This window comes from Candidatus Berkiella aquae (assembly GCF_001431295.2).
GTDB lineage: Bacteria > Pseudomonadota > Gammaproteobacteria > Berkiellales > Berkiellaceae > Berkiella > Berkiella aquae.
In genome coordinates, this window is record NZ_LKAJ02000001.1 from 914,720 (window position 1) to 928,899 (window position 14,180).

The 14,180-nt window shown below is 36.4% G+C and carries 10 protein-coding genes; 5 read left to right on the forward strand and 5 right to left on the reverse strand.

Translation table 11 applies throughout. The annotated features are described in order from the left end of the window. Window positions 1-39: 39 nt before the first annotated feature. Both HT99x_RS04345 and HT99x_RS04350 read right to left on the reverse strand, forming a co-directional pair. Complete coding sequence (locus tag HT99x_RS04345) at window positions 40-1,410, reverse strand: ankyrin repeat domain-containing protein (RefSeq protein WP_075066869.1); 1,371 nt, start codon at window positions 1,408-1,410, stop codon at window positions 40-42. Between the two features lie 135 nt (window positions 1,411-1,545). After that, on the reverse strand, window positions 1,546-2,124 hold the full coding sequence (locus HT99x_RS04350) for a hypothetical protein (protein ID WP_075066868.1): 579 nt from the start codon (window positions 2,122-2,124) through the stop codon (window positions 1,546-1,548). A 535-nt stretch (window positions 2,125-2,659) separates the two neighbouring features. Between HT99x_RS04350 and HT99x_RS04355 the strand changes: the two genes are divergently transcribed. Further along, on the forward strand, window positions 2,660-4,447 hold the full coding sequence (locus HT99x_RS04355; RefSeq protein WP_075066866.1) for a protein kinase domain-containing protein: 1,788 nt from the start codon (window positions 2,660-2,662) through the stop codon (window positions 4,445-4,447). A 55-nt stretch (window positions 4,448-4,502) separates the two neighbouring features. Here the strand turns inward: HT99x_RS04355 and HT99x_RS04360 are convergent, their stop codons facing one another. Further along, window positions 4,503-5,825 carry a protein kinase domain-containing protein gene (locus HT99x_RS04360; RefSeq protein WP_075066865.1) on the reverse strand — a complete coding sequence of 441 codons (1,323 nt, stop codon included), beginning with the start codon at window positions 5,823-5,825 and terminating at the stop codon, window positions 4,503-4,505. Between the two features lie 350 nt (window positions 5,826-6,175). Here HT99x_RS04360 and HT99x_RS04365 point away from each other — a divergent pair, with 350 nt between their 5' ends. The 3 genes from HT99x_RS04365 to HT99x_RS04375 all read left to right on the forward strand — a co-directional run bounded on the left by HT99x_RS04365 (window position 6,176) and on the right by HT99x_RS04375 (window position 9,695). After that, on the forward strand, window positions 6,176-8,305 hold the full coding sequence (locus HT99x_RS04365; RefSeq protein ID WP_259565484.1) for an ankyrin repeat domain-containing protein: 2,130 nt from the start codon (window positions 6,176-6,178) through the stop codon (window positions 8,303-8,305). A gap of 96 nt (window positions 8,306-8,401) precedes the next feature. Continuing rightward, window positions 8,402-8,893, forward strand: coding sequence for a hypothetical protein (locus HT99x_RS04370; protein ID WP_075066863.1), 492 nt, complete (start codon window positions 8,402-8,404; stop codon window positions 8,891-8,893). Window positions 8,894-9,299: 406 nt separating this feature from the next. Then, window positions 9,300-9,695, forward strand: a complete 396-nt coding sequence (locus tag HT99x_RS04375; RefSeq protein WP_075066862.1) for a hypothetical protein — start codon at window positions 9,300-9,302, stop codon at window positions 9,693-9,695. Between the two features lie 21 nt (window positions 9,696-9,716). On the opposite strand, the gene HT99x_RS04380 is transcribed toward HT99x_RS04375, so the two are convergent. Beyond that, window positions 9,717-10,307 carry a pentapeptide repeat-containing protein gene (locus tag HT99x_RS04380; RefSeq protein ID WP_075066861.1) on the reverse strand — a complete coding sequence of 197 codons (591 nt, stop codon included), beginning with the start codon at window positions 10,305-10,307 and terminating at the stop codon, window positions 9,717-9,719. 287 nt (window positions 10,308-10,594) lie between these two features. Here HT99x_RS04380 and HT99x_RS04385 point away from each other — a divergent pair, with 287 nt between their 5' ends. Next, window positions 10,595-11,197 carry a hypothetical protein gene (locus tag HT99x_RS04385; protein WP_075066860.1) on the forward strand — a complete coding sequence of 201 codons (603 nt, stop codon included), beginning with the start codon at window positions 10,595-10,597 and terminating at the stop codon, window positions 11,195-11,197. Window positions 11,198-11,249: 52 nt separating this feature from the next. Here HT99x_RS04385 and HT99x_RS04390 read toward each other — a convergent pair whose 3' ends face one another. Further along, on the reverse strand, window positions 11,250-14,153 hold the full coding sequence (locus HT99x_RS04390; RefSeq protein WP_075066859.1) for an ankyrin repeat domain-containing protein: 2,904 nt from the start codon (window positions 14,151-14,153) through the stop codon (window positions 11,250-11,252). Window positions 14,154-14,180 lie beyond the last annotated feature (27 nt).

Consider the following 14,180-nt stretch of genomic DNA (forward strand, 5'->3'; position numbering starts at 1 on the left):
GCACTACTGTCAATTCATATTGGCATGGGGTGAAAATTTTTAAAGTCGTTGACGTTTCGCAAATTGCCCAGAATAAGTTGACACTCGTCGTTCCAAATCATTTTGCTGGACATGATTCCAACCAAAAGTGAGGAGAGGGGGCATGGCGCTTACCATTATTGGCTCTGCTGTTAATTGTATAATACTTTGTATAATTTGATGCTGACCACTTTGTACAGCACTCAATTTAACTCGTTCGTAGTCCGGATTATTATTTCTTGGGGCAGTCAATAATGCAAGTGTTAAACCCTGATGGCCGTTAAATGCAGCTGCACTTGCTGCTTTATTAAAATCAGGCTGCGTATTTCGAGAATCGAGCAGTAGTGCCATCGTTAACGCCGTGTGACCTTCACTGGCAGCACTGGTTGCAGCCATGTTGAAATCGGGTTCTAGGTTTTTTGGATCAGTCAGCAAAGCCATTGCACCCACATGATGGTTACCTTTTGCAGCAAATGAAGCCACTTTATTAAAATTAGGATGTGTATTCATTGGATCAGCTAATAAAGTAGAGGCAAGTCGTAAATGGCCGTTGCTGGCGGCATAAGATGCTGCCAAATTGTATTCAGGAAGAAGATTATTGGGATGCTTAAGCAACATGAAGGTCAGTGCAGAATGGCCTCCTTTAGCCGAGAGAGAGCTCAGTATATTGCATTCGATGATGCTTGGATTATCTAATAGGTCAAATAAAAGACGTAGATTCCTACCTTCCGCAGCATAGTGACTTATCTTTTTATGATAATTGTAATTTTCAGGTAAGCCAAGGGCACTTGGATTTTTAAGTATTTTTACTGCAGATTCTTCATGCCAACCAAAAACAAAATGGCCGATTAACTCAGCAGGATCTTTAAAGACATTATTAGGATGATTGTACAAAGTAAGCGCAACATCATATTGGTTATTTAATGCCGCATAATTGGCTGCTTTGTAAAAAGAAGGTTTGGGATTATAAGGAGAATTGAGAAAGCTTAATACGGATTCAAGATGGCCGCCAAATGCGGCATAGGCTGCAATACGATTGTAATTTTGTGTTATGCCCTTTTCTTCCAGTTTACTTCGGTAATGGTAGTAGGTTTCTAAATTGCCAGTGATAGCTGCACCACATACAAAGTCTTCTAAATTGACGTTATACTTTTCCAAGAATTGACATGCGGCAAAATCACCCTCTAGCACTAAATACATTGCGGCAGATAATTTTTTGTTATCAAGGATATTGATATTAGGTCCATTGAGGATGAGCGCCTTCATTTCGGGATGATTGTGCTGTTTTGCGGCTTTTATAATGTTTTCGATAAAAATATCAACATCAGTTTTTTCAATATCTGTTTGTATTTTTACATATGAATTTGTAGATGCACCAACACCGCTGGTCATAGAAGCCACTCCTAATCAAAGAAGTTTGCTAGTTTGCTTTATTCAAACATGAGGTGCAATCAGAAAAAGTCTTACTTTTTCATTCTGCGTCTTAGGTAAGATAGGTTCGGCTGGGTAAGTGCCGAACCCTTTCTTTTATCGTTTACAATGACGTTTTGTGTTCTTATTGCATTCACTATCGCTGGTATCTGTTTCGCGCTTTAATCGTTTGGCGGATTCCTTTTTTATTTCTTTCGTTTTCCAAGCTAGATAGGCATTGAAATCAAAGTTGCTATCATCGTTAAGATCTTCTGATTCATTGCTATTGTCGCAATCACTCTCTTCGCTCTCATAATCACTTTCTGAATCAGGCTGAAAATCAGCATCAAGCTCGCTATCATCGCTCTCATAATCAGTTTCTGAATTAGGCTGAAAATCGGCATCAAGCTCGCTATCATCGCTCTCATAATCAGTTTCTGAATTAGGCTGAAAATCGGCATCAAGCTCGCTATCATAATCGCTATCAGTCCCTTCACCGTCGGAGCTGCTGTCCGTAGCAGGTTTGGGTAACAATATTTCTTCAGTGCCTTTTAGTTTAACTGCTGAAGACTGGGCAGCGGTAGAAAATAAATTGACAATATGGCTTGGTATTGAAAATAGAGAGTCCCAAAGGGTCGAAGAGCTATTCGAAGAAGACTGTAATTCAGGAGAATGTCGATCAAAATCACCTAACATATTGTTTACTCGCAATGTGGTACTAAAATGAATGCAATTTTAGCATTTGACATTTGAGGCATCTGTAAGAGTTTTGCTTAGAAATGAATTGTTTCTATAATAAAGGCTTGATAATGTTCATTATTTTGCAATAAAGGCATACATTGCGTCGATAAGATGTATGCCTTTTAAGATGGAAGGTCGTAAACTTAGGAGTTATTTTTTTCTTGATATACCACTAAAATTTAAAGAAAAATTTGGCGAATTTTATTATGAAAGCAATAAAACGACGCAGTTTATGAAGGTGAAGAAGTTCCTAGCCCCAATTCTCCTGATGAAGGCGTTCAGCATAAACCGTAAAAAAGGGGACAAGTCAACTTGCCCCCTTCTACTCATCTGCTCACCAATACCGATATTCGCTGCGGTAAAATTAAAATAGCTTAATAATCAATGAAATAAAGCTATATTGCAGAAAATCTAGGTAAAAATCTGATACCTCCCTCTGATAGCTTTAATTAATATTAATCAAAGTAAATGACAAATTTACGGGGGAAATATGCCAAATTTAGAAAATGATAATGTTTCATATTCACAGGTTTCTTTTGAAGCAGAAGAACAATCAGAACCTTCGAGCAGTACCATTGACTATAAAGCGATCTTTGATCATTCTGAAACCTTTGATTCAAATGAATCTTCTGTTTATACAGAAAATTTATCATTACACGCATCTGCGTCCGTTAATGAAGTTGCTGGTATCTCTGATGCCAGTTTTGATGAGAATGAATCTTCTTCTGAGTCAAATTCAGATGATTTTAGAAATAAAGCAATAACGTTCAGATTAGCAACAGAAGAAACATCTGTAAAACCAGTAGCACCTGTAAAACCATCAGCATTATTTACGGTGAGTCAGATGGAATGGAGGTATGCAGAAGAATTTTTTGCGAGCTCTCCTCATGCTATCAAATTTGATAAAAAAATATCGAAACTCAATCACTCTTTTGTCAATATCAATGGTGAAATCTATGCGATCCATAATAGACACATTGATAAATTTCCCATACCGCGTGGTACTAATGCTAAAATTAAACGTGTTATCAATAAGCAAGGAGAAGATTTTGGGTTAAGAATTGAAGGTGCAGAGAATACAAAAATTGGAGAAGATTCTCGTATTCTGAATAAACTCGATATTCTTCGTGGTGAAGAATTTAGAAGTTACAACAAAACCTTTAGAAGTATGAAATATATACACCCCACGTATAAGCACTATAGCGTATTTAAATATAATGACGGAGTATCTTTAGATCATTTTCTCAAAAATAATGTACTAAGCCAAATGCAGAAAATTCAAATTGCGAATGCTTGTTGTGAAGCGTTACGTGCCTTGCAAAAAGAACGGATAGTTCATGGCGATATCAAGCCTGCCAATTTGGTGATTAATGAAAAAGATGGCAATTATACCATTGCAATGATTGATTTTGGTTTTTCAAAAGAATTACCTCCTGGCCGTGATTACATAAGGGCAAAAGGTCTAGGGTCGAAACCTTATATGGCCCCTGAGATGAAAGAGTATGATTACAGATCACGATATTCCTTCGCGTCTGATATTTATGCAATGGGTGTGATGTTTAATCGTGATATAAAGTTGGGAAGGAATTTCGATTTTATGACACATTTTGATCCAAATCATCGTCATAATGTAGATTACTGCCAACAAGTATTGGCAAATATGCGGACTCCCGCTGTACCCCAGCTGATTGTCACTCCCGTTCCAGTAAAGAGCCCTGCTGTGTCGCAAAGACGAGAAGAATTTTATGTTACTTTTGCGCAAAGAATGGAATATCAACCCAATCCTGACATTAAAGTACAGCCGGAAGAGAGTGGGATTAATTCACAATGGAGAGCGCTTCTAGAGATAGACGTTCTGCAACGATATCGAGAGCTAAAGCATCAAGCATCCAAACCCACACAATGGATGAAAACCTTGGGTAAAAAAGTCAGTGATAAGCGTGAAATGCGTATGGCATGGTTAAATGATTTTGAAAGATTAAAATATAATATTCAAGGTGAAAATCTATCTACATTCGAGAAAGCAAAAATAATGTATGCCGTCGTGCATGATATGGAAAGAACGATTCGAAGAGAGCATAACCTGTACGAATCGGCGCTAGCTAGCTTATGCGTTGAATTTAAAGATAGTATTAAGGCTATGTATGCATCTGACAGAGTTTACAAATTTAGTTTCGAGAATCTTGAAAGTGAAGAAAGGCTCTTAAGACACTGTTTGGAAAGTGCTGCTCTAATCATACATAAAAGCGATACTCGACCTAACTTTGTACTACGTTAAATGACATGTAGGTAACAAGAGGACTAAAATTTTGGTAAATCCTCTTGTTACTAGCTCATCTGCCTATCGTTCGTCTCGTTTTCTTTTTAGTACTTGCCGTAGTATGGGTGTGATGCATTTCTCTTTTCCTCACAATTTTTTGGTGGGGTAAAAAATGCTTTTGTGGTGGATGTTCATTAGCCTCATTTTTTTCTTGATCGAGTGCAGGAGTAGCAGTCGCAGCTATTTTAGCTGAGATAGTGCTCCATTTTTGATGGGTACTATTCACTACAAGACCTAGCAGACAGCCTGTGAATCCCAAAATGAGTCCCTGACTTAATGGTAATAAAGCACAACCAGCGATTAAAATAGCAAAGCATGAACCCATTAAGAGTTTTACAGGGAATTTTCTGTTGGTGTTTTGATTGATACTGGGACGTTGAGCTGTTTCATGTTGAGCGTTACTTCTTTTGCCTTTATTAACATGAGCACTTTTGAGCTTGCCTTGTCGACTGTTCTGTTCATTTTCCCATGTTGTAATCAATTGTATAGCGGGCTTTTGCAGGTCGCCTCTACTTTTTAATTTATGAATAAGTGTCGCAATAGCTTTTTCAAGAGAACAACGCTTACTGCTTTGCGTATGAATCATTGGTTTAGATAGAATAGCGGGTAAACGCAAGGACTTACGCATTGTCATTCCTAATGCATAAACGTCTGAAGCAAATGAATATTCTCTTTTAGATAATATCTCGGGGGCAGTGTAACCCTTTGTACCTCTGGCACGATAGGTTATGTTATTGGTATTTTCGGGTAATACAAGTGAATAACCTAAATCGATGGCTTTCATCTGGATGTTCTGATTTTCGATACTACCTACAAAATTTCTTCCTTTTATATCACCATGAATAACACGTTTAGCATGAAAATCATGTTGAATCGCTTGACAACATTTGATGGCAATAATCAGTTTTTGGGTGTAACTTAACTTATTGTTGACTAATTTTTTTAATTCAGTTCCTTCAATATAAGGTAGCAAGGTATAGCGTTTGTTCTTTGATCCTCTTGCAGCTTCACCATGATAGTAATCAGCCTGTTTCATCGCCATTAATTCAGTATTATTCGCTTTTCTTAAAGTGCCTTTTTCAATCTTAATCGTGTAAGGTTGGCCATCTTGCGTTTGTGCTATTTTAGCAAGCCCATACCCCCCTTTACCTAAAATACCTTCTTTTTTATTTGCTAACGCTACAATTCTGTCATTTATTTTTACGAATGAATGCTCTGTGCCATTTTGCGACTTTCTACTCAATTTAGGATCTTTATTAATTTGTTTTTGAGTAAGCCTCGCAAAGAATTCTCGTGCTTTTTTCCATTCGTTGGCTGTCACTTTTAAAAATGGCATAGTGCTGTCTCATGTAAATAACGGGTTAAAGTTGTAAGGCCTCGTTTTATTTATTTTTCGAGGGTCGACAGCTTAACATAGAGTTTCAAGAAAACTTAACTTTATGACTAAGAAAAGTTGGTAATTTAGTGTATATCAACGTAATTCTTACCTGATGATGAAAAAAAACTAAATTGAGAGATATACCCCTTCCCAAGCACCGATCTTTAAGTATGTTCGATGCTTTTTATTTCTTGTCCTGCTATTTACCTTTCTCATCTGAAATGATGTTATAAAAATTTTAATGGCTTGTAATATGGCATTTTATTATTAACATCTTTAAAAATAATTAGAAATCAAAGTGAGATGTCATGGCGTTAAATAGAAGATTAAAATCCTATCTGGTTACCTTGGTTAACAAAGCTATTATCCCTCAGGATTTGTTGGATGAGATTGTTTCTACTGGGGATATCAATGTACTCAATGAAGAAGGTATTGGTCTAGTACAGTATGTGTGCTTTAATGGTAATGTTCAATCGTTAAAGACATTAATCAATCATGGGCTCGATATTAATCACATAGATTCTGATTCAAATTCTGCTTTGCATGTCGCAATTTTAAATAAAAACAAAAGCATCATAGATTTTCTCTTACAGTCTAATATCCTAAAAAATCCATTGCAAACCAATTTCGAAGAAATGAATGCATTACAGCTTGCGGCTCAGAGAAAAGATGCATCAGCACTTATCACACTATTGAAAGATAGTCGATTTAAAGGGTCTTTAGCTCATAAAGATATTTTTGGTAGGACAGCTTTAGATATCGCAGCGAATGCAAAATGGGATGAAGGTATCAAACTGCTTTTAAATAATAAGCATATTCAACCCAATACAATCGCAGGATATGGCAAAACCTTCTACGATATTGGTCAACTTAACCTTGAGCAAAAGCTTAGGAGGTTTTTAGATAAAAAAGGCCAAAAGGCATTAAATGATGTTGGTAATTGTAATGGTTGGTCGTTTTTATATATGGTTTATTTAACGCAAGGAAGAGAGCAAGAATATTTTGATATATTAGAATTGTTGATAAAATGGAACGGTAAAAAACAATTCTTAATAAACGCAAATAATCTTCCAGGCTCTTTGCGTAAGCTCTATAAAAACCCAGAAGAAGTATTTAATCAGTTGCTTAATGATCTTGCAGTTTTTCATTCCGACTCTGCTGCAATAGATGAATTGCAACTCAATATTCAACAAAGAGAAAGAATTAAACAATATGATTTAATAAAAAGTGCTGCCAGCAACCGAAGTCTGCGTCACCTGTTTGGGTATAACCGATTATCATTAAGTAAAGCACAATTAATTGAAATGTTAGCGTTTATGCAGCGTTGGCCTGAAACGGTGGTTGATATTCATTTGCCTGAACATGCAGTGAGCTTGTATGTAACCAAAGATAGGCAATTTAAATATTATAATTCAAATGCTAAGAATAAAACGCAACCATTTACTTGTGCACAATCCTTGGCTGAGCATATTATAAAAAGTTTTTATATTAAAGAAAACAATTTGGCTCCGGGTGAAAGCATCGATATTGGTTTTGATGCTTATAAGTTTTATAACAATCCCAAAATGACAACAAAAAATGAACGAGCACTAAAAGCGCGTTCGCAAGCTAAGGCTTCTGCTAATGGATTTACCCCATTACATTACGCAGTAATGGAAAATGATGAACAAAAAGTAATCAATATATTAAAATCAGCACCACAGTCTGCTTTAACCCTTAAAGATCAACACGGATTCAGCCCTGTCACCCGAGCTATTATGCTTAAATCTGAAAAGATATTCTTAGCTTTACTAAGATCCTACGCCAACAAACAAAATGCAAAGGATGTTGCCGACGTGTCAAACATAAAGATAACGCATTGTTGTGCGAATGATGAAATAGCATTCCTCGCTAAACTTGCTGTTGAAGGGAAACTCAATCCACACCTTGTGATTGATAATGAGGGTGGAACCATATTGTCTCATGCATTAAGTTATGGCATCGATGTTGACTTGCAGAAACGGTTGCTAAAAGCGCCTAGTGTTGATATTCATCGTGTAGATCAATCGCAGAAAACGATATTGCATCATGCTGTTGGTAATGGAGCAGATAGTCATGTTATTAAAGCTATTACTAGTTTAAAAGGTTTTAATATAAATAAGCAAGACATCCACGGAGATACCGCATTAATGATTGCGGTAATGGATGAAAGTAAAGATATCGTTAAAACATTATTGGATAGCGGTGTCGATGTCCACGTAAGAAATAAAAGTGGGCAATCTGCTTTAGATCTAGCCATTCTTTTTCGTAATGAGCCGATAGAAGCCTTATTAAGCCAAAAGCAAAATGAAAAGCAAAAGCCACCTCTTATTTTTTCAAAGCAGCGATCGCAACAAACACATTATGATCATAAATCTCAAAATCTTGAAAGAAAAGTCAACCGCCTGCAAGGTGTATAAGTATGTACACCTTTCACATCTTACCAATTGTTATTCATTTTGTTCTATAGTGATGATTTAATTTATAGACAACATCAAGTGTGAACTGGAGGTTTTATGAGTAGCTCAAGTGGCCCTGATAGCTCATCATCGCTCATCAATCGCATGTTTGATTATCAACAAGAAAAGAATGCACTCAATGCTTACTTGACGTCAGATGCGGTTAGAATAGCCTCTGAAGGTGGATTATCATATGCTAATGGCTACTTAGCAGAAGTGTATTTCAAAAAAATTACTGATTTGGTGGATAAACACCATCTGCAGGCACAAAAATCAAAATGGCTACAAGTGGCAAAAGATGATTTTGCAAAATCGATTGCGATTGGTGTGATTTGCCATCCTGGGCAACAAGAAGTCCAAGCGTATGATAAATGGAGTTCAGGCAAAGGTGGAAAGGGTTCCTTTGGCTACTATCTGTATTATGCCTATGAATCGGTCTCGGGTAAGCCTGGCAGCGATGCAAAGTTTAAACCACCTCTTTTGATGGATAATTTTGAAGCCGATCTAGCAACCCTCAAAGAAGTGTCAAAACCGCGTGCTAAGCCTTAATTTTCTCCTTCTCTAAAGTATACGACTTGCTGCGGCTTGCCGCAGCATCCAGGAGAAGCTCCTTGTTTAGCTTTAAAGAAAGAACTCTCCCTTTTTACACAGCGGTTTGTCTCATCTTAGCAATTGTATTTCTGGGCTAGGTGTAGGTGCCTCATACTTTGGACACCCAGGATTGGCGAATGTTTTAAATGATATTGGTCAGTGGCTGCTTTTTGCCGCTTTTATGCTGTTGGCACTGATGATTATCTTGATGAGTTTTTTACTAAATTCCTTCATGTGATAAATGCACTGCAATAAGCTCATTGCTTTGGGTAAGGGTTTAGCGTAAGAAAAAATCTTATATTTATGTCATGCCCAATTTGATAAGATTTTCTGTTTTATTTTTACAAGTGAAAAGAGTTTCTAGATGTGGATGGATATATTGGAGATATTTCAAAATGTCATTACTTTTACAATTTACGCACAGTTTTTATATATCCTAGTTGCCTTGCTTAAGTTTTATTTGAATCTTAGAAATTACATAAGAGAAGAAGCAGTACAAACAAGACAAGATACACAAGACCAAGTTGCGCAACACCTTCGACAGCGTCTTGGGAACTTAGTCATTCTTCATGGCACAGAAGAAGATTTACTAATTAGATTAGCGACAATTCAGAATAATGTAACAAGTCCACCTTCTATATTGCGTTTATATATGCATTATTTTCAAGATGGTCATATTGAAAGAGGTTTAAACCAGTCTGATGCAGAGAGTGAAAATGATATGGTGATACGAAGAGATGGGACTGCTCCTGCTGCTTAGCACTTTCTTAGATTTACTCCTTCAATTAAGCAATTCAATATCTAAATGTTGCAATAAACTCATTGCTTCGGGTAGCGTAAATTTTGCACGTTTAACATCATTCTGAAAAATATTGATATTGTAATTAATAGCCTCCGCAAAATTGGCTTCTGCTAAGTGTGTTTGGTTAAATAAGCTATTGCTAAAATCGGTATGGCTAAAGTCTGCCTGGGTTAAATCCGCTTCTCTAAAATCAACATCATGTGCTTTGCATTCTGTCATGATCATTTCGCGTAAACTTAAGTTCAAAAAAGAAGAATCATTCAAAATACATTTTTGAAAACGCAGTGGGCTGCCGAGTTTTATATTAGGCCAGGCAGCAGTTGTCCAATTGATGCCAATCGCTTTGGATTCTTCAAACAGTGTCTCGAAAAAGGAGCACTTTGCTACTTTGATTAAACTTAGATTACAACGAATAAAATGGCATTCATGAAATTTGCATTGCATAAAGTGAGCATGGCTAAAATTGCAGCCTGAGAAAGTACAATTATCAAATTCGGTGGAATCGATGGTTTTCTCAGACCAATGGAGATCTTTAAAATGCCGATTAAGATAATGGTGATGGCTTTTCATGATGCTAGCTTAAACATTAATGTCATGCTGATATCATACCGAATAAGTAAACCAGGCAAAATGAAGGGATAAGCAAGAAATGGTTTATTTAATCAGTTATATAACATATATTGTCAAATAAAATGAACCTTAAGATAGTTAAAAATACCAATAAGCACTAAAACTACATTCGAACCTGTTGATGTTAGCAAACTTCATTTGTATAATACTTTCGTTTTTATTTATCCAACATACAAATTGGGATAAAGGGAGCACGAACTCTTTTTTTGTTATAGGTATTAAACATCATGAATATGACACCATTTAAATACGGCGCTGGTGCGATGGCGATAATTGCGGCTAGCATTGGCCTGCATACACAAGGGTGCTTTGCAGCAGCAGTATCCTTTTTGGGCATTAACAATATGCCATTCTTTGCAGGTATATTTAACACACAACTCGCCAGTGGCGGGCTCTTTCTTTGGGGTTCATTAGGCGGAACTTTCTTGTTAACCGCTTGCGCTATCGCTTGGACTTATTATCTTAGCAAAACCGTTTATCATTATGTGACGCAAGCAACAGATAAAGTGAAATATGATCAAGCTTTAGAAAGCACCAGAAAGCATATCAATGACATAGAAAAAGAACTTGTTCTTTGTAAAGGTATTATTAATACCTTAAATGATGCATTTGAACGAGCCGAACATGCGCATTTTGACGAAAATGGAAAGCTTATCACAAATGATCAGCCAGCTCGTAATAAGTTGCAAATGTTGCAATGGCAAGAAAAGAATTTGAAGAAAATTAACGAAGTCAAAAACAAATTTCAGCGTGCTGCGCTTAAAAGACGCATTGAAGGAAAAGTTGAAAGAAAACTAGATACACCTTCAAAACATGGATTTAAACTCTAATTACATTCATGTTGGCAGCAGAACCGTCAAAAGGATTTTGCTGCCATCGAAATCAAGGATGATCGCTCGTCTGTCTAGTCAATTTTTTTTGCAGTAGTTCATTCACTGCTTGCCTATGTTTCTTTTTAGATATTTTTAAATCATTGGTAAAATGCGGTGTGATAGCTGGATTAGGCTGCTCATAGCTATAATCATTTTGTTCAAGTGGCTGATTTTCTAAATTGACTACCTTGCGAGATGGCCTTTCATCGGGAATATTGGGTACTTTCGGCAAATCCACTGTAGAAAGCGTATCAATGCTCATTTTTCTTTCACCTGAAATGAATTCTCTAGAGCTATTCTCTGTGTGGCTGCGTTTAAATACGGGGGTTCTTGAAGGACTTTGCGCTAAATTAGTGGATAAGTTATCGATGCTCATCGTCTTTTCACCAGAATGTTGAGTGCGTGGGCTACTTTCTCGACTTGGGCCACGAGATCGGGCACATTGACCCGCACTGATTGTCCTACTTTTAGGACTGTTGGTTGATTTTTCTTTAGAAGCTGAATCAAGGCTGAACGGCGATTCAGCTTCACGTTCAAGCGTATTCTGTGGTTTGGGTAATAATTCAAAAGGAGGATTCAATCTGTATAACTCAAACTCGAGGTTATAGGTAGTTTCCATAAAACAGGTTTTATATTTTGCTTTACAATGCAAAATAGGTAACAGTAATTTTCCAAGGAGTTCAAAATCACTCACCCCGCTATTTTCAACCAAAGGCAGCTTATCACGACAATAAATAGCGATTCTTGGAATGGCTGAAGTGGTGAGCTTAAGTAATTCACGTTGTGGTTTAAAATTGGGTGAAGGAGAAAAGAATATTTTTAACGTTGAAAAGGTCTCTTTTGTTTTGCTGTCAAGCAGTTCATAAATTTGTTCGGTCTCTCTATGGCTTAATGTTTCTAGCCCCAGGTAAATGGCACAAGCCGTATTGCAATCTGCATCAAAGTCAATGCAATGATTCAAACAAGCGACAGCTGTAAAGGTAAATAATTTGAATGCGCTGGCTTTCCTTTTAGTGGCATGTTGTTTTTCAACGCAGTTTCTTACTAAGATGGCAATAGCATCCCATCGTTTTTCGAAAATGATAAAATGTGGCGAACTAATATCTCGTTTTGCTTTATTTACTCCCCAGATATCACCTCTAAATTCCTTTAAATCAGTATTTCGAAGCACTTGCATAATAGGAATACGAAATTCGTTTGCCAATGTTTTTGCAATGGTAGTCATATCAGAAGGATTGTCGTCTAGGGTTTTTTCAATATATTCATAAATTGATGGCTTGCGTTGATAGGGGTGTAACATAAGAAAATAGTTTAATTGATGGTAATTTAAAAAAACTGCATCATTTCTTAAGTTTTGTATATGATTGAATAAATTCAGTAACCCCGCACAGAGGTCAGTACTATAAAATTTATGAAGATGTGATTTAAGTTTGATATCAAATGAATCAGAAAAGTCGTAATTTAACTCTATATTAAATATAAAAATTTGCTTTAAAACATAGAGTCCAATCAATCTTTGAATCCCATTGAATGTCGGTGTTAATGCTGCAAGTAATTCTAAAAGCTCATCAGGTGTGAACTGATCAAGCAATCCTAAAGTGCATTGATTAATATAAAGAACATCGAACTGACGAATTTTTGAAGGATGGGTACCTGAACAAAGTTTATATACAAACATAGCCGCATTAGCTTTTCTTGTATTTTCAGGGAACAACAATGCTGTCGTTTTTTTACCTAAGGCAGTGTCATGATGAAACGTTTTAGGTAAACCATGCTTTACCAATAATTCCTGAAAACTATACTCAGACTCTTCTATTAATTTATATAATACAGAGGCTTTGTATTCATAACGAGGAAGTAAATTAAACAACATCTCTTGGATAAAGCTAGCAAGCGCGTCATTCTCTAATGTTCTGAATGTTCCTTTTAATTTTGTAGCGCTGGCAGGTGTAAACACGGCATTGTACTCGATTAACAGTAGCATAATCTCTTTTTGCTTATGTAGCAAAGCATAAAAAATCAATGGCATGCGAATGGAGGGTATTATCGTGACGGACTTGAGCAATAAGTTTGGATCACCTTTTGTTTTTAGGTAATTTTCAATTTTGGTTATTTTTCCCAAAATAAAATCGATTTCACTTAAAGTAATAGGAGTAGCATAAGTCGGTTTTTCTGTGTCATATGTCAAGGGTAGAACATATTGGCTTTGGTTTAGCCTGGGTGGGTTTGCCAATTTCGTTTCATGCATAGTTAATTTTAACTTTTCAAAACGTCTGGCGAGTTCCGAAAATTGGCTATTTTTACTATTATCTTGCACTTTTTCATTTGATGAAAAAATATCATCATAAGTTGCTATGGGCATGGCTTTGAAAAGAGGTAAACTTAAAGCCATCATTAAATGATCTTTGGCGAATGAGGGTTGCATGTCATCAACCATTTCTTGAGGTGTTTTCAACATGCGATTACGAAGCATTAAATTGCATTTAGGATGTGTGCACAATAATTCAACATACTTTGGAGATTTATTAAGTATCGCTTCGTGTAATGGCGTATTACCTTTCAAATTTAAAGGATTCAGTATAATGGTTGGTTGTGTTATGAATAACATGATTAAATCACACGCATCCGAACCATTCATTGCTGCATGATGTAATGGGGTATTGCCCAATTGATCAGCTTCATTTAAAGGAAAATTGAGATCAAGTAATAACTTTGCAACTTGCATTAAGCCAAGTTTACTGGCGACATGAAGAAGATTTCTATCATCAGAATAAGTGGTTTTAAGGGTAGATGGGGAAACAAAAAATATTTGCTTTAGCGCATCGCATTTTTCAGCTTCTGTTCTTATTGATATCAGAATATCCATAATTTCTTTAGATTTATCATTTTGCAGCGCCGCGTTCATTGTAAGCATCTGATTTTCTCCTTAATTGCGTAGGAG

Bases quoted from the DNA above. Each gene is read 5' to 3' on its own strand.
- HT99x_RS04370 (WP_075066863.1), top strand. From the start codon at position 8,402: ATGAGTAGCTCAAGTGGCCCTGATAGCTCATCATCGCTCATCAATCGC.
- HT99x_RS04375 (WP_075066862.1), top strand. From the start codon at position 9,300: ATGTGGATGGATATATTGGAGATATTTCAAAATGTCATTACTTTTACA.
- HT99x_RS04380 (WP_075066861.1), bottom strand. From the start codon at position 10,307: ATGAAAAGCCATCACCATTATCTTAATCGGCATTTTAAAGATCTCCAT.
- HT99x_RS04385 (WP_075066860.1), top strand. From the start codon at position 10,595: ATGAATATGACACCATTTAAATACGGCGCTGGTGCGATGGCGATAATT.
- HT99x_RS04345 (WP_075066869.1), bottom strand. From the start codon at position 1,410: ATGACCAGCGGTGTTGGTGCATCTACAAATTCATATGTAAAAATACAA.
- HT99x_RS04365 (WP_259565484.1), top strand. From the start codon at position 6,176: ATGGCGTTAAATAGAAGATTAAAATCCTATCTGGTTACCTTGGTTAAC.
- HT99x_RS04350 (WP_075066868.1), bottom strand. From the start codon at position 2,124: ATGTTAGGTGATTTTGATCGACATTCTCCTGAATTACAGTCTTCTTCG.
- HT99x_RS04355 (WP_075066866.1), top strand. From the start codon at position 2,660: ATGCCAAATTTAGAAAATGATAATGTTTCATATTCACAGGTTTCTTTT.
- HT99x_RS04360 (WP_075066865.1), bottom strand. From the start codon at position 5,825: ATGCCATTTTTAAAAGTGACAGCCAACGAATGGAAAAAAGCACGAGAA.
- HT99x_RS04390 (WP_075066859.1), bottom strand. From the start codon at position 14,153: ATGCTTACAATGAACGCGGCGCTGCAAAATGATAAATCTAAAGAAATT.